Genomic DNA, 18,349 nt, shown 5'->3' with positions numbered 1-18,349 from the left:
CTGCTGCAGCACGTCGCCGGTGGCGGCGGCCTTGAGGCGGCAGCTGGCGGAGAGCTTCTCCCCTTGCGCCATGGCCTGCTCCGCATCCCCGGCACTGGCCTGCAAGAGGCTTATCATCTTCTGGATCTCGCCNNAGGGCCAGCAGGTTGGTCTGGTTGGCGATGTTGTTGATGACGTCCAGGATGCCGTCGATGGCCCGGCACTGGGTGGCGAGGGTGGTGATCACCCCCTTGGAGGTGATCAGCTCGCCGTGCATCCCTTCCACCTCTTCGATGGTCTCCTGCACGCGCAGATTGCCCTCCCTGAACAGGTCGGCGGTCTCGTCCAGCCGATCGGAGGCGGCGGTGGAGCTGTGGGATACCTCGCGGATGGATTCCGCCATCTGGGTGATGGCGGTCGCCACCTGGTTGGTCTGGGCCTGTTGCTGCTGCAGGTTGTCGGTGATGGTCTCGGCGTTGTGCAGATCCGTCTGGGCGGATGCCAGAATCTGCTGGCAGGTCTGCTGGGTGCGGGCCAGCACCGCATTGAACTCCGCCTGGTTCATCTTCATGGCGAGCTCGACGGCGGCGAGGCGATCGACCCGGCCCGTGTAGAGCAGCTGCATCAGCGGATTGTCGAAGCGGCTGCGGGCCAGGATCTCCAGCCGCGCGAGACGGCGGGAGAGGGCCTGGTTGATGACGAGCGCCAGCATCAGGGAGAGGGCTCCGAGCAGAAGGGGCCAACCAGGGCCCTGTTGATAGCCCAGGGCAACCAGGGCCGCCAGGCAGGGCAGCAGGCAGAGAGTGAGCGCGAGCGTGTGGGAGAAGGGGGGCAGGCGCAGGGCCAGCGGTGTCTTGCCGCCGCGCATCTCCTCATAGACCCGCTCCGAGCGCTGCTTGACCGCGTCGTCCGGCGCCGTGCGCACGGACTGGTACTCCACCACCTTGCCGCTCGCGTCCTGGATGGGGGTGACGAAGGCGTTGACCCAGTAGTGATCCCCGTTCTTGCAGCGGTTCTTGACTGGGCCCATCCAGCTCTTGCCTTCACGGAGATGACGCCACATATCGGCGAAGGCCTGGGGCGGCATGTCGGGGTGGCGGACCAGGTTGTGCGGCGATCCCTGCAGCTCCGCCAGGGTGAAGCCGGCGATCTGGCAGAACTCGTCGTTGGCATAGGTGATGCGACTCTCCAGATCCGTGGTGGAGATCAGGTTCTGATGCTCCGGGTAGAGGCGCTCACGCTGGGTAACGGGTTGATTGACTCTCATGGCGGCTTCCGGCTGTGGAAGGATGATGAGTCCCGACAATTTGGGACTGATAGTCCCATTGCAAGCCGTGCACCAGAGTGCCAGGAAACGCTTGAATTGTGTTCAAAATGAATCTTATTTGCTCAAAGTCCGGAGATTGACGAAAACGACCCGGCCCGGCGTCTTCGCCTGCTGAATCGATTCGCTTTTTGGGAGCCGTTTTGGCAAGGGCGTGACGGGTTTCGCAATTTGGCAAGGCGGGGCCGGGGCACCCGCCGGGATCAGGCGGGGAGATCCGGTTCGCTGACCTGGGCCTGGATCTGGGTCTCAATCTGCAGGTGGGTGGAGAGCAGGGTCTTCAGGTCCTGCAGGTACTCCTCCAGCGGCGGCTCCTCCAGCAACAGGGCGAGTTCGTTGCCGATGGGGGTGAGCCGGTAATAGAGCAGGGTGAGGTGGCTCTGGCGTTGGCGCAGGCGCCAGCGCTGGTTGCCGAAGGCCAGCTCGACCCCGTCGGCGGGCAGGGGGCCGGACTCCAGCTCGCCGCGGTGCAGCAGACCGAGGTCGAACAGCAAGAGCAAGGCGCTGTAGGGGATCCGGTATTTGCCGAGTCCCATGCGGGTGACCCTGGCGCGGCTGAGCAGGCCGGCGCCCTTGTGCATGCCGAGCAGCAGACGCTGCTCGTCGCTGCCTTCGTAGTGGCAGCAGAGGGCGCAGATCCGCTGGAACAGCTGGGCTTCCCGCTGGGTCATCTCCTTGAGGGTGGTGAGGGCCCGGATGGAGAAGCGGCCCGGGGTCGCCACCTCCAGGGCGAAGATCCGTCCCCACAGTTGCTGCATGGGCACCATGCTGATCTCTTCGGCCAGTTGCAGGAAGCGGGTGAGCCAGTCGCTGTCCATCTCGCCGCCGGCGGCCGTCTCCTGGCAGTGGCGGGAGGCCATCACCATGATGGATTCCAGGTTGCGCTGGCGGGCCGCCTGCTCCGCCAGCTGGCGGAAGGTCGCCCGCTGCTCGAAGGTGCTGTCGCTGTTGCGGGTGAGCATGCCATCGATGCCGCGGCTGCGGGCCAGGCGCAGGGTCTGCTCCTGGCTGCTCAGGATGGAACTCTCTTTCTTGGGGGGCAGGTCAGCCATGCTGGCTCCGTGATGGCAGGGTCTGGTAGTGAATGTTACTCCAACCGGGCCCATGAACAATCCCCTTGGCGGGGCCGTCACGGCATAAAGAAATGGCCTCCCGGGGGAGGCCATAGGGCTCACTCTTCGTAGACGCTGACCTCGACCGCCTCCATGGAGTAGGAGGCTGTGGCCATCTCGTGGCTGGAGCTGACGGTGCGCATCTTGCCCTTGACCCAGATGGCGTCCCAGAGGTCATCCACCGGCGCGCCCTTGGGGTAGCTCACGTAGATCACCTGGTTGGTGGGCGGCGGCGGCACGTGGATGCAGGCGCCGAAGTAGGGCACCAGCAGGAAGGCTTTGATGGTCTTGGCATCCCCTTCCAGCGGGACCACGAACCCGGGGATCCGCACGTCCTGATTGTCCAGCTTCTTGTTGACGCCCCCTACCGGCTGCGGCACCGACATGGGATCCTCGTGATTGACCTGGGGCGGCGGCAGCAGCTTCTCTCCCTCCGGGATCAGCACGTCCCAGTCGATGGTCTTGTAATCGGCCGCCATGGCGGGCAGCACCAGCAGGCTGGCCAGCAGCGCCACTATGTTCCACTTCATTTTCTGTCCTTCTTTCTTTTGTCGGGTGCGTCCAGAGTCAGACGCGGATGCTCATGCCGTCGCTCAGGCTGTAGCGGTAGGCACGGGCGGCGGGGAGCAGGCCGATGATCATGCCCGCCAGCCAGACCAGCCCCAGCAACAGCCACTCATGGGCGCTCGGCAGCCCCAGGTTCAGTTGCAGGCCATAGTGGCCGAGCAGCCAGGGGGTGGCAAGCCCCTGACCGAGATAGAGCACGGCCACCCCGAGGGCGATGCCGAGGGTGGTCAGCGCCATGGCCTCCAGCGCCAGCAGCAGGAAGAGGTGGGTCGGCCCCGCGCCCAGGGATCTCAATATGGCGAGCTCGCGGCGCCGCTCGTTGAGTCCCGCCAGCAATGTGGTCAGCATGCCGATGAGGCCTGCCACCACCACGAAGCCGGCGATGACAGACAGGGCCGTCTCCGCCACGCTCATCAGGCTCCACAGCTCCTGCAAGGCGGCCCCCGGCAGGATCGCCATCAGGGGCTCCTGCGGGTAGGTGTTGATGCTGCGCTGCAGCTGGAACGCCAGAATGCGGTTGCTCAGGCCCACCATGAAGGCGGTGATGGTCTTGGGGGTGAGATCCTGTGCCAGCGCCTGCTCGGCGGTGACGTTCTTGCTGTGGCGGCCGGTGTCCCAGCCCAGGTGGATCGCCTCTATGCCCGCCAGCGGCACATGGATGGTGCGATCGATGGGGGTGCCGGTGGGAGCCAGGATCCCCACCACCTTGAACGGTAGGTTGTCGTGCTGGCTGAACGAGGTGTTGCCGGCGCCGTGGGCGATGACGATGGGTTGATCCAGCTTGTAGCCGAGCTTTTCGGCCACCTGGGCGCCGAGCACCGCCTCGAACGGCGTCTCGAACGCCCGCCCCTCGCGCAGTTGCAGGGACTGCTGCTGGCCGTACTTCAGATGGGTGAAGTAATCGCCGTTGGTGCCGAGCACCCGGAAGCCCTTGTGGGAGTCGCCGAGGGAGAGGGGGATGGTCCAGGCCACGCCCGGTTTTGCCTTGATGGCCTGATAGGCATCCCAGCCCACGTTGTTGGTGGGGTTGCCGATGCGAAACACCGAGTAGAGCAGCAGGTTCACCTGGCCGGAGCGGGCGCCGACGATGAGATCGGTGCCGGAGACGGTGTTGGCGAAGCTGTCGCGCGTCTGGCTGCGCACCCGCTCCACCCCGAGCAGCAGGGTGACGCTGATGGCCACCGCCAGCAGGGTGAGCCCGGCGGTGAGGCGGCGGGCCCAGAGGCTCTTGAGGGCGAGGGTCAGCATGGGAACCTCCGCAGTGACGGGCCGCCATGGCGCAGCGGCATGGCCAGGTGAAAGACGGACGGATGCGTTGTCATCATGCGGCCCTCCGGTTGAGTTGTTGCAGGTTTTCCACCCGGGGGAAGAGGGGCTCCAGATAGGGATCGTGGCTCACGAAGATCAGGGTCGACCCCTGCTTGTCGCACTCCTCGAACAGCAGCCGGATGAAGGCGGCTCTGTTGTCGGTGTCGAGGGCCGAGGTGGGCTCGTCGGCGATCACCAGGGGAGGCGAGCCGATGAGCGCGCGGGCGGCGGCGACCCGCTGCTGCTGGCCGATGCTGAGGGCGTGGACGGGGCGATGCAGAGCCTCGTCCGGCAGTTGCAGCTCTGCCAGCAGGCGGCGCGCCTCCTGCTCCGGGCTCCCTGTCAGGCGGGCCCGCTTGGCGGGTGAAAAGGTGAGGGCGGCGGTGACGTTGTCCTGCACCGAGAGAAACGGCAGCAGATTGAACTGCTGGAAGATGTACCCCAGATTGGCCGCCCGAAACTGGTCACGGGCGCGGCCGGAAAGCCGGGCCAGGGGCTGGCCCAGCACCTCCAGGGTGCCGTGGTCGGCGGTCTGGATCCCGGCCAGCAACCCGAGCAGGGTGGACTTGCCACAGCCAGACGGGCCCTTGATGAAGACGCGCTCCCCCTCGTGGATGCGAAGGGCAGGCAGATCGAGGACGACCTCGTGACCCGGCCAGGCGAAGGCCAGATCGCGGATCTCAACCACGGCGTTTTTCATGGCGTTACCAGCTCAGCTTGTTGGCGGACGGGGTCAGCTCGGCGGCGGTCTGGCCGCTGGGCAGTATGCCCTGCACGCTCAGCTTCTCCAGGCTCGGATAGACGCCGAACAGGGTCGCCTCCAGGCCGGTCAGCTTGGCCGGATCCGCGCAGGTGTAGGTGTACATGGCCCCCAGGTCCGCATGACCCGCCTCTTCCTGATGGTGTTCATCGTGAGCCTCGTCGTGGTCATGATCGTGCTCATGGCCGTGATCCTCTTTGGCGGCCTGCAGCTCCTGCCGGGTCAGGGTGCAGCCGGCGGCCGGGTCGAGGCGAAACAGGGCGTCGGGCTGCTTGAGCCGAGCCACCGCCTTGGCGTATTGCGCCTTCTCTTCATCGCTCTTGGCGGCGTGCTCGAAACCCACCAGATCGGCGGCGGGGGCCTGCAGCTCGATCATCAGCTGGTTGCCGTCGAGCACCAGGTTGAGGTGGCCGTGGCCGTGCTCGTGGGCACCGTGGCCCTGATGGTCGTGTTCGTCGTGATTGGCCTGCGCGCCGAAGGCGGCCGCGGCCAGCAACAGAGTCACTGCTTTCATCGTCAATCCTTTTGAAGTAATGGATAAGATATTGATTCACATGAAGAAGCAATGCAGTGATGGCGGGGCTCTGATGCGGCTATTGCCCAGGATCCTGGAGGGCACGGTCGGCAGGGAGATACCGACGGCCAGAACGATGAAGGGGGAGGCGCTCGGGACAAAGGGGGTGGCGGTGAGGGCCAGCTTGCCATCCAGATGCAGGACGCAAGCGGGGCAGGCATGGCTATGATCCGGCAGGTCGGCTTCGAGCGGATGCTGTGCCAGCGCAGGTTGCAGCCACAACCAGCCCAGCAGCAAGACCCAGATTGTGAACGTGGAACGACCCATAGACCCTTGTGGAAAGGGCGCCATCAGCGCCCTTCTCTCTGACTCAGAGATGGGACTGGATAAGCCCCATCACCTTGGTTATCTCGGTGGCATCGAGCTGGCCATCTTTGGCAAACAGCACCTTGCCCTCTTTATCCAGCAGTATGATGGCTGAACTTTCCGGCGCAAGATCCCAGGCATTGCGGGCCATGCCCTTGGCATCCAGCACCATGGCGGACCAGGGGAACTCTTTCTTGCTGTCCTCTGCACTGCTCTTCACGAAGCCGGACGTGCCCCAGATGGCGTCATTGCTGTTGATGATGGTGACGGTCTGGTACTTGTCGTGGGGCAGCTTGGCCGCCTTGATCGCCTCGATCATGGGGGCATTCAGCTCCTTGGCGCTGGAGCGACCCGCGATGTGCTGGATCAGGAAGACCTTGCCGGTCAACACCTTGCTCTGCCAGGGCTGATAGCTGATCTCTTTCTCCTTGAGCACCAGCTCACCCTTGTCGCCGATGTTGACCAGCGGCACCTGGGCCGACTCCTTGATGTTGTGGGCCATGACCAGGGTTGGCAGCAGCGCCAGAGTAAGCACGAGATGTTTCATCCGTATGACACTCCTTTGTGATGTTATAACGATTTTGGGGGCGAGGGAATGGGACCCTGAATATCCTAAACTGATCGGATCTGTTTAAAAAGTGTTAAATAATGCCGGGCGGCGTCGGCGATCTTGCCGAAGAGGACATCCTCCCCCCGAAAGACGGCGGCAAGGATGGCATGCCTCCCATCAAAATCAAATGGTTGCAACGGTTTTAAAGGGAGGCTTAATAGAGGGGCTCGCTGATCAGGGGGATCTGGGCCATGGTCATCTGCTGGGCCAGCAGGGGAGAACCCGTGAGCAGCACATGGCGCTGGTTGCCGATCAGCAGGGTATCGCCCTTGAGGCCGCTGTCGGCCGTGATGGCGAGCCAGGCCGGCGAGACGCTGCCGATGCTGATGTCCGGATAGATGATGCTGAGGCTGTACTGGGGGGCCAGCTCGGCCAGGAGGCTTGCCATCAGCAACGCCTTCTCGTCGCTGTCGGCCTTGTTGTCCTGCAGGGCCTGCAAGGGCGGGGCGAAGTGGTCCATCTGTTCGGGCGGAGTGGGAATGCCGCTCAGCCACTCCTGCAGCAGGGTGACGCTGGTGGCGAGATCCTTGGCCGAGAACTGCCGGGCCAGGGGCTTGAGGTCCCCCTTGAATTGATAGAACAGCTGGGAATAGTTGGGGCGCACGCAGGGCAGCTTGTGGTTGGCCGGGTGGATGCAGGGCTGGACCCGCATCTCATAGAAGGCATCCTCCTGGTATTGCCGGTAGGCCTGCCAGAACTGGGTGGATTCGAGGCTGCTGTCGTGCAGGGTAAAGGCCTGCTCCAGGTTGCGGAACTTGGTCGCCGTCTCGGGGCTGTGCTGGTTGATCTGGTTGATGCTGTTGTAGAGACGCGGACTGATGTAGGAGTAGAGCGTCTCCAGCGGGTAGTTGAGGGCGGTATCGAGCAGCGTCATCTCATGGCGGCTGGCGGAGAGGACGCGCTCATCCGTGGTCAGTTGCAGGTGCTTGCGCTGGCCGTCGGCGGATTGCCACTGCCAGCTCAGGTTGATCTCGTTGGCCTGGGCCACGGCGCCGAAAAGCAGGCTCCAGAGCACGCCTTGTGCCGGTTTCATGGTGTGCCTCCTGCCTGGGGTCGATAATAAACAACTAGGTGAGTGACCGGCTTTTGGATTGGTCTGGTGGTGGGGATATTGGTAATAGGCTGATTTGGCTTTAAATTTAATTTGGGAAATAAGTCATGTGGAAAATGATCATGAAGCTTGTTTCATGGCTTGTGTTGATAGCGGGGGCGTCATCGGCGCTGGCGGGGCCCGTCATCGTCAATCAGGGCATGTCCAGCGCGGACACCTTCGCCCTGCGGGATCGGCTGGCGCGGGAGCACGAATGGCAGGAGTGGTTGCGCTTCCAGCAGGCCATCAAGTGGCTGGAGGTGTTGCCGGTCAACTGCGATCTGGTGGGGGGCGCGGGCGGGGAGTACCGCTGTGGTGACGACTACTATCGCCCCTATCGCCAGAACGGGCGCGACATCTATATCCAGGGGGATCCACCGGGTCCTCGGCCAGGGGCAAATAAAAAGGCGCCATAAGGCGCCTTTTTTGCGAGAGGTCGCTTACTTGGCAGCGTAACGCTCGGCAGAGGTCTTGATCTCGGCTTCGGCAGCGGCCTTGTCGCCCCAGCCTTCCACCTTGACCCACTTGCCCGCTTCCAGCTCTTTGTAGCGCTCGAAGAAGTGCTGGATCTGGGCTTTCAGCAGCTCGGGCAGATCGTTCACATCCTGGATGTGGTCGTACTGCTTGGTCAGCTTGGAGTGCGGCACGGCCACGATCTTGGCGTCTTCGCCAGATTCGTCGGTCATCTTCAGCACGCCGACCGGGCGGCAGCGAATGACGGAGCCGGCCAGCAGCGGGTAGGGAGTCGGAACCAGCACGTCGACCGGATCCCCGTCCAGGGACAGGGTGGCGTTCACGTAACCGTAGTTGCACGGGTAGAACATCGGGGTGGACATGAAGCGGTCAACGAAGATGGCGCCGCTGTCCTTGTCGACTTCGTATTTGATCGGGTCGGCGTTCTGCGGGATTTCGATGATGACGTAGATGTCGTCGGGCAGGCTCTTGCCGGCCGGTACCAGGTTCAGGCTCATGACGTTTCCTTTGAGTGTTGGAGTCAAGTTTGCAGGCCGACATTATAGCGATGTCCCGTCAAATGACCATATTTCGAGGGCCGGGCAGGCTAGTGGAGGGAGGTGTGCCCCCGGTCTCGCCCGATTTCTGTCGTTTTGTGGCGCTCCGTCTCCCGCTCGCCCTGGTGGCGGCTTGTGCCATCAGGTCAACAGATCCTAGAATGCGCACTCCCTTTACTGGAAAAGGCAGTGGTATGCACATTCACATTCTCGGGATCTGCGGCACCTTCATGGGTGGTCTGGCGGTGTTGGCAAAACAGCTCGGCTATCGGGTCACCGGCTCCGACGCCAACGTCTATCCCCCCATGAGCACCCAGCTCGAGCAGCAGGGCATCGAACTGACCGAAGGTTACGATCCCTCCCAGCTCGATCCGGCGCCGGATCTGGTGGTGATCGGCAATGCCATGAGCCGCGGCAACCCCTGCGTGGAATATGTGCTGGATCGCAACCTGCCCTATATCTCCGGCCCCCAGTGGCTGCTGGAGCACGTGCTGAAGGATCGCTGGGTGCTGGCCGTCGCGGGCACCCACGGCAAGACCACCACCGCCAGCATGCTGGCCTGGGTGCTGGAGTACGCCAGGCTGGAACCCGGCTTCCTCATCGGCGGCGTGCCCGGCAACTTCCCGGTCTCAGCCCGTCTCGGTGCCGCCCCCTTCTTCGTCATCGAGGCGGACGAGTATGACTGCGCCTTCTTCGACAAACGCTCCAAGTTCGTCCACTACCACCCGCGCACCCTGGTGATGAACAACCTGGAGTTCGATCACGCGGACATCTTCCCGGATCTCGCCGCCATCCAGCGCCAGTTCCACCACCTGATGCGCACCGTGCCGAGCAACGGCCGGGTGCTCTTCCCCCAGGCCGACGACAACCTCACCGCCGTGCGCAAGATGGGCTGCTGGAGCGAGGTGGAGCTGGTGGGCCAGGACGACGCCCAGTGGAAGGCGGTCAAGCTGGCGGACGACGGCTCCGCCTTCGAGGTGTGGCTGGATGGCGAGAAGCAGGGGGAGGTGCACTGGGAGTGCATCGGCGATCACAATGTCAACAACGGCCTGATGACCATCGCCGCCGCCCGTCATGCCGGCGTCATGGTGGAGCACGGCATTGCGGCGCTCTGCCAGTTCAAGTCCCCCAAGCGGCGCATGGAGCTCAAGGGCGAGGTGGCCGGCATCAGCGTCTATGACGACTTTGCCCACCACCCCACCGCCATCGAGACCACCCTCGGCGGCCTGCGCGCCAAGGTCGGCGGGTCACGCATCCTGGCGGTGCTGGAGCCCCGCTCCAACACCATGAAGCTGGGGGTCCACAAGGAGGAGCTGGCGGGTTGCTTTGGCGGCGCCGACGAGGTGCTCTTCTTCCAGCCTTCCAACATCGGCTGGGATCTCGGCGAGGTGACCGCCCATATGAGCCGTCCGGCCCGGGTGTTCGACGATCTGGATACGTTGATCGGCGCCTTGGTGGCCGAGAGCCGCGCGGGGGATCATATTCTGATCATGAGCAACGGCGGCTTCGGTGGCATCCATGACAAGCTGATCGCCCGCCTCAAGGATCGACACGCCTCATCATGAACAAAGCGATAACCCTGGCGCTGACCGGCGCCTCCGGCGCCCCCTATGCCCTGCGCCTGCTCCAGTGTCTGGTGCAGGCGGACTACAAGGTCTATCTGCTCGCCTCCTCGGCCGCCCGGGTGGTGCTCAAGACGGAGCAGCAGCAGGATTGGCCGGGCTCGCCCAAGGAGCTCTCCGCCTATCTCTGCCGCCAGTATGGCGCCAGAGAGGGGCAGATCGTCGCCTGCGGCAAGGAGGAGTGGTTCTCGCCGGTGGCCTCCGGCTCGGCGGCCCCCAGGCAGATGGTGATCTGTCCCTGCTCCATGGGCACCGTGTCGGCGATCGCCAGCGGCGCCTCCGACAACCTGCTGGAGCGGGCGGCGGACGTGGTGATCAAGGAGCGCGGCCAGCTCATCCTGGTGCCCCGCGAGAGCCCCTTCTCGGCGATCCACCTGGAGAACATGCTGAAGCTGGCGCGCCTCGGGGTGACCATCATGCCAGCCGCCCCCGGCTTCTATCACGAGCCGAAAAGCATCGAGGATCTGGTGGACTTCATGGTGGCGCGGATCCTCGACCACCTCGGCATCGAGCAGGCGCTGACCCAACGCTGGGGCTACGCCAAGCCCTGAGGGTGTGACGGGTGGGCAAACAAAAGCGGCGCCGGACTCAGGGTCCGGCGCCGCTTTTTTATGGGTTAGGCAGCCTAGGCGGCCTGGATGGGGGCCGTCACGTACTTGAACAGGAAATCGGTCACCTCTTCCCGGGAGGGGCGCTGAGGCTGATTGATCATCTGCATCATGACGTAGCCAAACCCGGTCAGGGAGCGGGCCAGATCCTGCGCCGACAGCACACTCTTGATCTCGCCGTTGTCCATGGCGGCTTGCAAGCGGGGTGTGATCAGCGCCATCATCTTGTCCAGCAGACGGGTGTAGCGGGGCCACACCTCTTCCCGCACCGAGGAGCTCCACTCCAGCCAGATGCTGGCATGATCCGGCTTGTCATAGGCCGCATCGACCGCCTGCTTCACATGGCGGTGGATGCACTCCCTGGCGGATCCCTGACCGTTGTATGCCTGCTCGAGGATCTGCTGCACGTAGGCTTCTATCTCTGTCAGCACCTCGTCGACCAGATCGTCACGGGTATTGAAGTAGTTGAAGACGGTGGCGACGGAGACCTTGGCCTGCTCGGCAATCTCGGCATGCCCCGCCCGGCCGATACCGCGGCGGGAGAAGACCTCGACGGCACACTCCATCAATTGATCACGACGAGCCTCCGGCGACAGCCGGGTTCGACGTCTTATTTCTGCGCGTGGTTCCATGGTTTTTTCATCTAATAGTTATTGATTATGGTGTTTATAGTATTGTCACCGATAATGCCCGAAGGCTCGCTAACTCTATCAATTAAAATAAGCCGATAAAAGCATCACGTATGCCTGACGCCTTCCGGTTGCGGTGGTAGAATCCTCGGTTTTGATGTTAATGAACGGCCAATAACCCTTTGGCCATTATTGGAGTATGTGATGAAACACATTGTCGAGGTGATGATCCCCGAGGCCGAGGTCGCCGCCCGGATCGCCAAGCTGGGCGAGGAGATCACCGCCCGTTACCAGGGGTCCGATGAGGTGGTCATGATTGGCCTCTTGCGCGGCTCCTGCGTCTTCCTGGCGGACCTCTGCCGCCAGTGCCAGTTGCCCATCACCCTGGACTTCATGACCGCCTCCAGCTATGGCTCCGGCATGCACAGCACCCGGGACGTGCGCATCCTGAAAGACCTGGATGACGACATCAAGGGCAAGGACGTGGTGATCGTCGAGGACATCATCGACACCGGCTACACCCTCAACAAGGTGCGCGAGATCCTCTCCCTGCGCGAGCCCAAATCCCTGGCCATCTGCACCCTGCTGGACAAGCCGTCCCGCCGCGAGGTGCAGGTGCCGGTCGACTGGCTTGGCTTCTCCATTCCCGACGAGTTCGTGGTGGGCTGCGGCATCGACTACGCCCAGAAGTACCGTAATCTGCCGTTCATCGGCAAGGTCGTTGCGCAAGAGTAAGCAGGGCTCGCCAGTGGCAAGGCTGGCCGCCTGCCATCGACTCTCTTCAGGCGGCGCTCGAGCCGCCTTTTCTGTCTCGAGATGGGCTCATCCATCACAGGGGTTGCAATGAACGCATTGGAAATCAGCGGTCTGAAGAAGACCTATCAGGGGGGCGTCGAAGCCCTCAAGGGCATAGATCTCACCGTCAAGCAGGGGGATTTCTTCGCCCTGCTCGGGCCGAACGGGGCCGGCAAGTCCACCACCATCGGCGTGATCAGCTCCCTGGTGAACAAGAGTGCCGGCAAGGTGAAGGTGTTCGGTCACGACATCGACACCGATCTGGAGCTGGCCAAGTCCCAGCTCGGCCTGGTGCCCCAGGAGTTCAACTTCAGCATGTTCGAGAAGGTGAGCCAGATAGTGACTCACCAGGCCGGCTTCTACGGCGTGCCCAGGGCCGAGGCCAAGGTGCGCGCCGAGAAGTACCTGCGCCAGCTCGATCTCTGGGACAAGCGCGACATGGCGGCACGCACCCTCTCCGGCGGCATGAAGCGCCGGCTGATGATCGCCCGCGCCCTGATGCACGAGCCCAAGCTGCTGATCCTGGACGAGCCGACCGCCGGGGTGGACATCGAGATCCGTCGCTCCATGTGGAGCTTCCTTAAGGATCTGAACGAGCAGGGTGTCACCATCATCCTCACCACCCACTACCTGGAAGAGGCTGAGATGCTGTGCCGCAACATCGGCATCATCGACAAGGGCCGCCTCATCGAGAACACCAGCATGAAGAGCTTGCTCGGCAAGCTGGGACGGGAGACCTTCCTGCTGGATCTGGTGCCGGGCTCCGCGGTGCCGAGCCTGCCCGAGTTCAATGGCCGCATGCAGGACGAGCACACCCTGGAGGTGGAGCTGGAGAAGAGCCAGTCCCTCAACAGCCTGTTCGAGCAGCTCTCCGCCCAGGGGGTGAAGGTGCTGAGCATGCGCAACAAGGCGAACCGGCTGGAAGAGCTGTTCGTCAATCTGGTAGAGGAGGGTCGCAAAGCATGAACCCCATGACCTATTACATCGCCTTCAAGAGCATACTGGCCAAGGAGGTGAGCCGCTTCACCCGGATCTGGATCCAGACCCTGGTGCCGCCGGCCATCACCATGAGCCTCTACTTCGTCATCTTCGGCAACCTCATCGGGTCGCGCATCGGCGACATGGGAGGCTTCAGCTACATGGAGTTCATCGTGCCCGGTCTCATCATGATGTCGGTCATCACCAACTCCTACTCCAACGTCGCCTCCTCCTTCTACAGCGCCAAGTTCCAGCGCAACGTGGAGGAGCTGCTGGTGGCGCCTGTGCCCAACTACATCATCATCGCGGGTTACGTGGGCGGTGGCGTGGCGCGCGGCCTCTGCGTCGGCCTCATCGTCACCCTGGTGTCGCTGTTCTTCGTGCCGCTGCAGATCCACCACCTGTTCAGCGTCTGTGTGACCGTGCTGCTCACCTCCATCCTGTTCTCCCTGGGGGGGCTCATCAACGCCGTGTTCGCGAAGTCGTTCGATGACATCAGCATCATCCCGACCTTCATCCTGACCCCCCTGACCTATCTGGGCGGCGTCTTCTACTCCATCACCCTGCTGCCGCCGTTCTGGCAGGGGGTCTCCCAGGTGAACCCCATCATCTACATGGTGAACGCGTTCCGCTACGGCTTCCTCGGTATCTCCGACGTGCCGCTCGGCACCGCCTATCTCATCATCATCGGCTTCATCCTGGTGCTCTACGGGCTGGCCTGGTGGCTCATCTCCCGCGGCACGGGCCTGCGCCACTGAGGTGCAACCGGCCAGCAAAAAGGCGCCCTCGGGCGCCTTTTCTATTTGTCTGGTGCTGCGCCTCAGAGGGCCGGCGCGTCGTAGTCCGTCGGCTCGTCGCTGTAGACGCAGACGTTCCACTTGGCGGCCAGGCCATCGTCGGCGAGGCAGTAGCGCTCGAAGAAGGCCTTGATTTCGCTGCGCTGGCAGTGGGCCTCGAAGCTCGCCATGTCGCGCCAGATCTCGTTGAACACGATGGGGAAGCTCTCTCCCTCGGCAAAGGGGCTCTGGATGTGGCGGGTGACGATGTACTGCAGGCAGCCATCCTCGCGTAGGGTGTTGGGTTCTAGCCCCTGCAGGACCCGGAACAGGGCCTGCTCCTGGCCCGGCTTGGGCTGGAACTGGGCGATGCAATAGACCTTCTTGGACATCTTTCTCTCCTTTCCGCGTCTCGGCCTTACAGGGCGACGACGCGATTGTCGATCAGGCGGGCCTTGCCCAGATACGCGGCCATCAGGATCACCAGCCGCTGGCTGGCGGCGGTGGCCGATTCCAGGGTGTCGGCATCGACGATGTCGATGGCATCGGTCCGGAATCCGGCGTTGTCGAGACGCTGGCTGGCCCGGGCCACCAGGGAGGGGAGGTGACGGTCACCCGCCTCGATCTGCTCGGCGATCCAGTTCATGGTGCGCGCAAGCTCGGGGGCGATGGCCCGCTCGACGGCGGTCAGGTAGCCGTTGCGCGAGGAGAGCGCCAGACCGTCTTCGGCCCGCACCGTGGGCACGCCGACGATCTCGATGGGCATGGCCATGTCGGCCACCATCTTGCGAATGAGGGCGAGCTGCTGGTAATCCTTCTGGCCGAAGCAGGCCACATCCGGCTGCACCAGGTTGAACAGCTTGGTGACGACGGTGCTGACGCCGCGGAAGTGTCCCGGGCGCAGCGCCCCTTCCAGCAGGCTGGAGAGGCCGGGCACCTCGACGAAGGTCTGGCTGGCGAGCCCCTGGGGATACATGATCTCCGGGGTCGGGGTGAACACCAGGTCGACTCCCGCAGACTCCAGGGCGGCGCAATCTTGCTCCAGAGTGCGCGGATAGTTGGCGAGATCCTCGGCCTTGTCGAACTGCAAGGGGTTCACGAAGATGCTGACCACCACCTTGTCGCCATGGCGGCGCGCCTCTTCTACCAGGGTCAGATGGCCCTGGTGGAGATTGCCCATGGTGGGCACGAATGCGATGGCACGTCCTTCGCGGTGCCAGTGGCCGATCTGTTCGCGCAGAGCGGCGGGATTGTTCACAACCAACATCGGCAGTTCACCTTCAGATGAATCAATAAGAGAGAGGTTCATTTCGTCAGAGAGGGAGGGCGAAACGGGGGCGCAGGCCCCCGTTCTCATGACGGCATCACATCAGTTGAAGCAGTGCTCGGGGCCGGGGAAGGTCCCGTCACTCACCTGTTGCACATAGAGGCGGATGGCGGCACGCATGTCACCGGTCTCGGCCAGGAAGTTCTTGGTGAACTTGGGCACATAACCTGAGGTGATGCCGAAGGCATCGTGCATGACCAGGATCTGGCCGTCGGTGGCGGGGCCGGCACCTATGCCGATCACCGGAATGCGCAGCGCCTTGGTGATGCGCTCGGCCAGGGAGACGGGCACGCACTCGAGCACCAGCAGCTGGATGCCGGCCGCCTGCAGCTCCAGGGCCTGGCGGTAGATCTCCTGGGCGTGGAACTCGTCGCGCCCCTGCACCTTGAAGCCGCCAAACACGTGGACGGATTGCGGGGTGAGCCCGAGGTGGCCACAGACCGGCACCCCGTTGCGGGTGAGGTGGCGAATGCTCTCGCACAGCCAGTCGCCCCCTTCCATCTTCACCATGCGGGCGCCGGCGGCCATCAGGCGCGCCGCGTTCTGGTAGGTCTGCTCCGGGGTGGCATAGCTCATAAACGGCATATCCGTGATGACCAATGCCTTGCTGGTGCCGCGCACCACGCAGCGGGTGTGATAGACCATCTCGTCCATGCTGACCGCCAGGGTGTCGTCCCCCCCTTGCAATACCATGCCGAGGGAGTCACCGATGAGCAGCACCTGGGCGCCCTCGTCGTCGAACAGCTTGGCAAAGGTGGCATCATAGGCGGTGATGGCGGTGATTTTCTGGCCGTCCTGTTTCATTTTCAACAGGCCGGTGGTGGTGATTTTGCTCATGACGTTGTTCCTACTCTTCTCTACTCGCCTGCCGCGCCGGCCAGGATCTCGAGTCCATTGCGCGGGCAGCGGGCAACCAGTTCGGTGAGCGGGGTGCCGCAGGGCAGCACCAGGGAGGGGGCTATCTCGGCCAGGGGCAGCAGCACAAACTCCCGCTCCTTCATGCCGTAATGGGGAACGATGAGGCGCTCAGTGTTGATCACCTGATCACCATAGAGCAGCAGATCGAGATCCAGGGTCCGGGGACCCCAGCGCTCGTCCTTGCGAACCCGCCCTTGCGCCAGCTCTATGCGCTGCAGCTCATCCAGCAGCGCCAGAGGGCCGAGCCGGGTGTGGAGCCGCGCCACGGCATTGACGTAGTCCGGCTGATCCGCAGGGCCCATGGGGCGGCTGCCGTAAAGGTGGGAGGTCTGCAGCAGCTCGGATTCCGGCAGGGTCGCCAGCGCGGCGATGGCACGGCGAGCCTGGCCGAGGGGGTCGGCCAGGTTGGAACCGATGGCGACGAAGACCTCGATCATCGACGGACCCTTACTCTGCCGACTTCGGCTTGCGGCGACGGGGGCGACGGCGGTTGCGGCCATTGCCGCTGCGCTTCTCGCCATCACCGCCGCGGGATTCGGCGCGATCGCCACTCGCCGGGCGGCGGGTCGCCTCCCGTTGCAGTTGCGGGCGCACGTCCGGGTTGGAGGCCACATAGCGCTCCCACCAGCTCGCCAGTTCGCCGAGGCCGCGCTCGACCCGGTTGCGCAGCAACAGGAAATCGAAGGCCGCGCGGAATTTCGGGTGCTCCATGGCCCGCTCGGGGTGCTTGCCCTGGCGACGGGTCAGGCGCTGCTGCAGGGCCCAGATGTCACGCACGTCCGTGGTGAAGCGGCGTGGCACGGCGATGATCCGCACCTGGGCGTCCAGCACCTCGTTGATGGCCAGCATGAAGGCGTCATACCAGGGCAGGCCGCTCTCGTTTTCCAGCACTCGGCCGCGGGCCTCGACGGCGCCCCACAGCAGGGTGGCGTAGAGGAAGGCGGGAGTGACGCGCTTCTCTTCGCGCACCCGGGTGTCGGTGTCCATCAGCGCCTGCTCGATGAACTGCTCGTAGGGCGAGTTGCCGTGGGGCGTGAACAGGGCGGCGACCTGGGGGAAGAGCGGCTGGAACAGCCCGTATTCGCGCAGCAGCTTGTAGGTGGCGAGACCGTCGCCGGCCAGGAACAGCTTGAGGGTCTCCTCGAACAGACGGGCGGCCGGGATGTCCTGCAGCAGCGGGGCCAGCTCCCTGATAGGGGCGGCGGTGCGCGGGCTGATGGTCATGTCCAGCTTGGCGGCGAAGCGCACGGCGCGCAGCATGCGCACCGGATCTTCCCGGTAACGGGTCTCGGGGTCACCGATGAGCTCCAGCCTGCGCGCGGCCAGATCTTCCAGCCCGCTCTCGAAGTCGTGCAGGGTGAAATCCTTGGCGCTGTAGTAGAGGGCGTTGACGGTAAAGTCGCGACGCTCGGCATCCTCTTCGATGGTGCCGTAGACGTTGTCCCGCAGCAGCATGCCTTCATCGGACTGGGCCGACACATGCTTGCTGGTATTGACCTGATGGTGGTGACCCCGGAAGGTGGCCACTTCGATCACGTCACGACCAAAGACGATGTGGGCCAGGCGGAAACGGCGGCCGATGAGGCGGCAGTTGCTGAACAGCGCCTTGATCTGTTCCGGCGTCGCATCGGTGGCGATGTCGAAATCCTTGGGCGTCTTCCCGAGCAGCAGGTCACGGACACCGCCGCCGACCAGGTAGGCCTCATAGCCCCCCTTGTTCAGGCGATAGAGCACCTTGAGGGCATTCTCGCTGATCTCTTTGCGCGAAATCGGGTGCTGGTCACGGCTCAAGGTACGGCGTTGCCCGGCGACACGGGCCGGAATGGGGGACTCCACCGACTGCTCGCCGTCTTCCTTGCCGAGCACCTTGCGGCAAAAGTTTGCGATCTGGGAAAAAATGGTACACCTCGTTATGACTTCAAATTGACGGGAGGCCAAAAAAATAGCGGCCTATCATAGCTCACGCCTAACCAAATGAAAAACCGTGCTGGCAATTGATCTCGTTTGACTCGGATTATCCCGACAAAATCACGGCCAACAGCGGCGATTTACGTTC

The 18,349-nt window shown here is 63.6% G+C and carries 21 protein-coding genes and 1 pseudogene; 6 read left to right on the top strand and 16 right to left on the bottom strand.

Features of this window, described 5'->3' with window-relative positions; all coding sequences use genetic code 11:
• The 9 genes and pseudogenes from BN1132_RS12025 to BN1132_RS11985 form a co-directional block, all read right to left on the bottom strand.
• Positions 1-1,246: pseudogene (locus BN1132_RS12025) on the bottom strand (methyl-accepting chemotaxis protein); the annotation flags it as partial.
• A 260-nt stretch (positions 1,247-1,506) separates the two neighbouring features.
• Entirely contained in the window at positions 1,507-2,355 is an 849-nt protein-coding gene (locus BN1132_RS12020) for a TIGR03899 family protein (protein WP_042077823.1), read from the bottom strand.
• A 119-nt stretch (positions 2,356-2,474) separates the two neighbouring features.
• Positions 2,475-2,945, bottom strand: coding sequence for a DUF3299 domain-containing protein (locus BN1132_RS12015; protein ID WP_042077822.1), 471 nt, complete (start codon positions 2,943-2,945; stop codon positions 2,475-2,477).
• A gap of 37 nt (positions 2,946-2,982) precedes the next feature.
• A complete protein-coding gene (locus tag BN1132_RS12010; protein WP_042077821.1) occupies positions 2,983-4,230 on the bottom strand; it encodes an ABC transporter permease in 1,248 nt (415 codons plus the stop codon).
• Positions 4,231-4,303: 73 nt separating this feature from the next.
• A complete protein-coding gene (locus BN1132_RS12005) occupies positions 4,304-4,990 on the bottom strand; it encodes an ABC transporter ATP-binding protein (protein WP_042077820.1) in 687 nt (228 codons plus the stop codon).
• 4 nt (positions 4,991-4,994) lie between these two features.
• Positions 4,995-5,564, bottom strand: a complete 570-nt coding sequence (locus BN1132_RS12000; RefSeq protein ID WP_042077819.1) for a DUF2796 domain-containing protein — start codon at positions 5,562-5,564, stop codon at positions 4,995-4,997.
• Between the two features lie 36 nt (positions 5,565-5,600).
• Positions 5,601-5,891: a hypothetical protein gene (locus BN1132_RS11995; protein WP_042077818.1), complete on the bottom strand. Its 291-nt coding sequence runs from the start codon at positions 5,889-5,891 to the stop codon at positions 5,601-5,603.
• 43 nt (positions 5,892-5,934) lie between these two features.
• The gene (locus BN1132_RS11990) at positions 5,935-6,477 is read right to left on the bottom strand and encodes a YtfJ family protein (protein ID WP_042077817.1); all 543 of its coding nucleotides are present in this window, start codon (positions 6,475-6,477) and stop codon (positions 5,935-5,937) included.
• Positions 6,478-6,694: 217 nt separating this feature from the next.
• Positions 6,695-7,573, bottom strand: a complete 879-nt coding sequence (locus BN1132_RS11985; RefSeq protein ID WP_042077816.1) for a hypothetical protein — start codon at positions 7,571-7,573, stop codon at positions 6,695-6,697.
• A gap of 125 nt (positions 7,574-7,698) precedes the next feature.
• Between BN1132_RS11985 and BN1132_RS11980 the strand changes: the two genes are divergently transcribed.
• The gene (locus BN1132_RS11980) at positions 7,699-8,046 is read left to right on the top strand and encodes a hypothetical protein (protein ID WP_209428970.1); all 348 of its coding nucleotides are present in this window, start codon (positions 7,699-7,701) and stop codon (positions 8,044-8,046) included.
• Between the two features lie 24 nt (positions 8,047-8,070).
• On the opposite strand, the gene ppa is transcribed toward BN1132_RS11980, so the two are convergent.
• Positions 8,071-8,601, bottom strand: coding sequence for an inorganic diphosphatase (gene ppa / locus BN1132_RS11975; RefSeq protein ID WP_005335667.1), 531 nt, complete (start codon positions 8,599-8,601; stop codon positions 8,071-8,073).
• A 233-nt stretch (positions 8,602-8,834) separates the two neighbouring features.
• Between ppa and mpl the strand changes: the two genes are divergently transcribed.
• A complete protein-coding gene (gene mpl, locus BN1132_RS11970; RefSeq protein WP_042077815.1) occupies positions 8,835-10,205 on the top strand; it encodes a UDP-N-acetylmuramate:L-alanyl-gamma-D-glutamyl-meso-diaminopimelate ligase in 1,371 nt (456 codons plus the stop codon).
• On the top strand, positions 10,202-10,813 hold the full coding sequence (locus BN1132_RS11965; protein ID WP_042077814.1) for a flavin prenyltransferase UbiX: 612 nt from the start codon (positions 10,202-10,204) through the stop codon (positions 10,811-10,813). The genes mpl and BN1132_RS11965 overlap by 4 nt, the downstream gene beginning before the upstream one ends.
• Before the next feature lie 74 nt (positions 10,814-10,887).
• Here the strand turns inward: BN1132_RS11965 and BN1132_RS11960 are convergent, their stop codons facing one another.
• A complete protein-coding gene (locus BN1132_RS11960; protein WP_042077813.1) occupies positions 10,888-11,502 on the bottom strand; it encodes a TetR/AcrR family transcriptional regulator in 615 nt (204 codons plus the stop codon).
• A gap of 201 nt (positions 11,503-11,703) precedes the next feature.
• On the opposite strand from BN1132_RS11960, the gene hpt reads away from it, so the two are divergent.
• From hpt to BN1132_RS11945, 3 genes are all read left to right on the top strand, one after another.
• Positions 11,704-12,234, top strand: a complete 531-nt coding sequence (hpt, locus tag BN1132_RS11955) for a hypoxanthine phosphoribosyltransferase (protein WP_042077812.1) — start codon at positions 11,704-11,706, stop codon at positions 12,232-12,234.
• Positions 12,235-12,342: 108 nt separating this feature from the next.
• Entirely contained in the window at positions 12,343-13,260 is a 918-nt protein-coding gene (locus BN1132_RS11950) for an ABC transporter ATP-binding protein (protein ID WP_042077811.1), read from the top strand.
• Positions 13,257-14,030 (top strand): ABC transporter permease, encoded by a 774-nt coding sequence (locus tag BN1132_RS11945; protein WP_042077808.1) that lies wholly within the window; start codon positions 13,257-13,259, stop codon positions 14,028-14,030. The genes BN1132_RS11950 and BN1132_RS11945 overlap by 4 nt, the downstream gene beginning before the upstream one ends.
• Positions 14,031-14,092: 62 nt before the next feature.
• Here BN1132_RS11945 and BN1132_RS11940 read toward each other — a convergent pair whose 3' ends face one another.
• The 5 genes from BN1132_RS11940 to pcnB form a co-directional block, all read right to left on the bottom strand.
• On the bottom strand, positions 14,093-14,440 hold the full coding sequence (locus BN1132_RS11940; RefSeq protein WP_042077807.1) for a putative quinol monooxygenase: 348 nt from the start codon (positions 14,438-14,440) through the stop codon (positions 14,093-14,095).
• Positions 14,441-14,466: 26 nt separating this feature from the next.
• Positions 14,467-15,315 carry a pantoate--beta-alanine ligase gene (panC, locus tag BN1132_RS11935; RefSeq protein WP_042077806.1) on the bottom strand — a complete coding sequence of 283 codons (849 nt, stop codon included), beginning with the start codon at positions 15,313-15,315 and terminating at the stop codon, positions 14,467-14,469.
• Positions 15,316-15,417: 102 nt separating this feature from the next.
• The gene (gene panB / locus BN1132_RS11930; RefSeq protein WP_042077805.1) at positions 15,418-16,212 is read right to left on the bottom strand and encodes a 3-methyl-2-oxobutanoate hydroxymethyltransferase; all 795 of its coding nucleotides are present in this window, start codon (positions 16,210-16,212) and stop codon (positions 15,418-15,420) included.
• A 20-nt stretch (positions 16,213-16,232) separates the two neighbouring features.
• Complete coding sequence (gene folK, locus BN1132_RS11925; RefSeq protein WP_042077804.1) at positions 16,233-16,730, bottom strand: 2-amino-4-hydroxy-6-hydroxymethyldihydropteridine diphosphokinase; 498 nt, start codon at positions 16,728-16,730, stop codon at positions 16,233-16,235.
• A gap of 10 nt (positions 16,731-16,740) precedes the next feature.
• A complete protein-coding gene (pcnB, locus tag BN1132_RS11920; protein WP_042077802.1) occupies positions 16,741-18,231 on the bottom strand; it encodes a polynucleotide adenylyltransferase PcnB in 1,491 nt (496 codons plus the stop codon).
• Positions 18,232-18,349: the final 118 nt, after the last annotated feature.

The sequence above is a fragment of the Aeromonas sanarellii genome, assembly GCF_000820085.1.
GTDB classification, from domain to species: Bacteria; Pseudomonadota; Gammaproteobacteria; order Enterobacterales; family Aeromonadaceae; genus Aeromonas; species Aeromonas sanarellii.
The sequence above is the reverse complement of the archived record's forward strand: the minus strand, read 5'-3'. Positions and strand labels throughout refer to the sequence as shown.

Coding starts and splice junctions, on each gene's coding strand:
- BN1132_RS12020 (WP_042077823.1), bottom strand. CDS start 2,355: ATGGCTGACCTGCCCCCCAAGAAAGAGAGTTCCATCCTGAGCAGCCAG.
- BN1132_RS12015 (WP_042077822.1), bottom strand. CDS start 2,945: ATGAAGTGGAACATAGTGGCGCTGCTGGCCAGCCTGCTGGTGCTGCCC.
- BN1132_RS12010 (WP_042077821.1), bottom strand. CDS start 4,230: ATGCTGACCCTCGCCCTCAAGAGCCTCTGGGCCCGCCGCCTCACCGCC.
- BN1132_RS12005 (WP_042077820.1), bottom strand. CDS start 4,990: ATGAAAAACGCCGTGGTTGAGATCCGCGATCTGGCCTTCGCCTGGCCG.
- BN1132_RS12000 (WP_042077819.1), bottom strand. CDS start 5,564: ATGAAAGCAGTGACTCTGTTGCTGGCCGCGGCCGCCTTCGGCGCGCAG.
- BN1132_RS11995 (WP_042077818.1), bottom strand. CDS start 5,891: ATGGGTCGTTCCACGTTCACAATCTGGGTCTTGCTGCTGGGCTGGTTG.
- BN1132_RS11990 (WP_042077817.1), bottom strand. CDS start 6,477: ATGAAACATCTCGTGCTTACTCTGGCGCTGCTGCCAACCCTGGTCATG.
- BN1132_RS11985 (WP_042077816.1), bottom strand. CDS start 7,573: ATGAAACCGGCACAAGGCGTGCTCTGGAGCCTGCTTTTCGGCGCCGTG.
- BN1132_RS11980 (WP_209428970.1), top strand. CDS start 7,699: ATGTGGAAAATGATCATGAAGCTTGTTTCATGGCTTGTGTTGATAGCG.
- ppa (WP_005335667.1), bottom strand. CDS start 8,601: ATGAGCCTGAACCTGGTACCGGCCGGCAAGAGCCTGCCCGACGACATC.
- mpl (WP_042077815.1), top strand. CDS start 8,835: ATGCACATTCACATTCTCGGGATCTGCGGCACCTTCATGGGTGGTCTG.
- BN1132_RS11965 (WP_042077814.1), top strand. CDS start 10,202: ATGAACAAAGCGATAACCCTGGCGCTGACCGGCGCCTCCGGCGCCCCC.
- BN1132_RS11960 (WP_042077813.1), bottom strand. CDS start 11,502: ATGGAACCACGCGCAGAAATAAGACGTCGAACCCGGCTGTCGCCGGAG.
- hpt (WP_042077812.1), top strand. CDS start 11,704: ATGAAACACATTGTCGAGGTGATGATCCCCGAGGCCGAGGTCGCCGCC.
- BN1132_RS11950 (WP_042077811.1), top strand. CDS start 12,343: ATGAACGCATTGGAAATCAGCGGTCTGAAGAAGACCTATCAGGGGGGC.
- BN1132_RS11945 (WP_042077808.1), top strand. CDS start 13,257: ATGAACCCCATGACCTATTACATCGCCTTCAAGAGCATACTGGCCAAG.
- BN1132_RS11940 (WP_042077807.1), bottom strand. CDS start 14,440: ATGTCCAAGAAGGTCTATTGCATCGCCCAGTTCCAGCCCAAGCCGGGC.
- panC (WP_042077806.1), bottom strand. CDS start 15,315: ATGTTGGTTGTGAACAATCCCGCCGCTCTGCGCGAACAGATCGGCCAC.
- panB (WP_042077805.1), bottom strand. CDS start 16,212: ATGAGCAAAATCACCACCACCGGCCTGTTGAAAATGAAACAGGACGGC.
- folK (WP_042077804.1), bottom strand. CDS start 16,730: ATGATCGAGGTCTTCGTCGCCATCGGTTCCAACCTGGCCGACCCCCTC.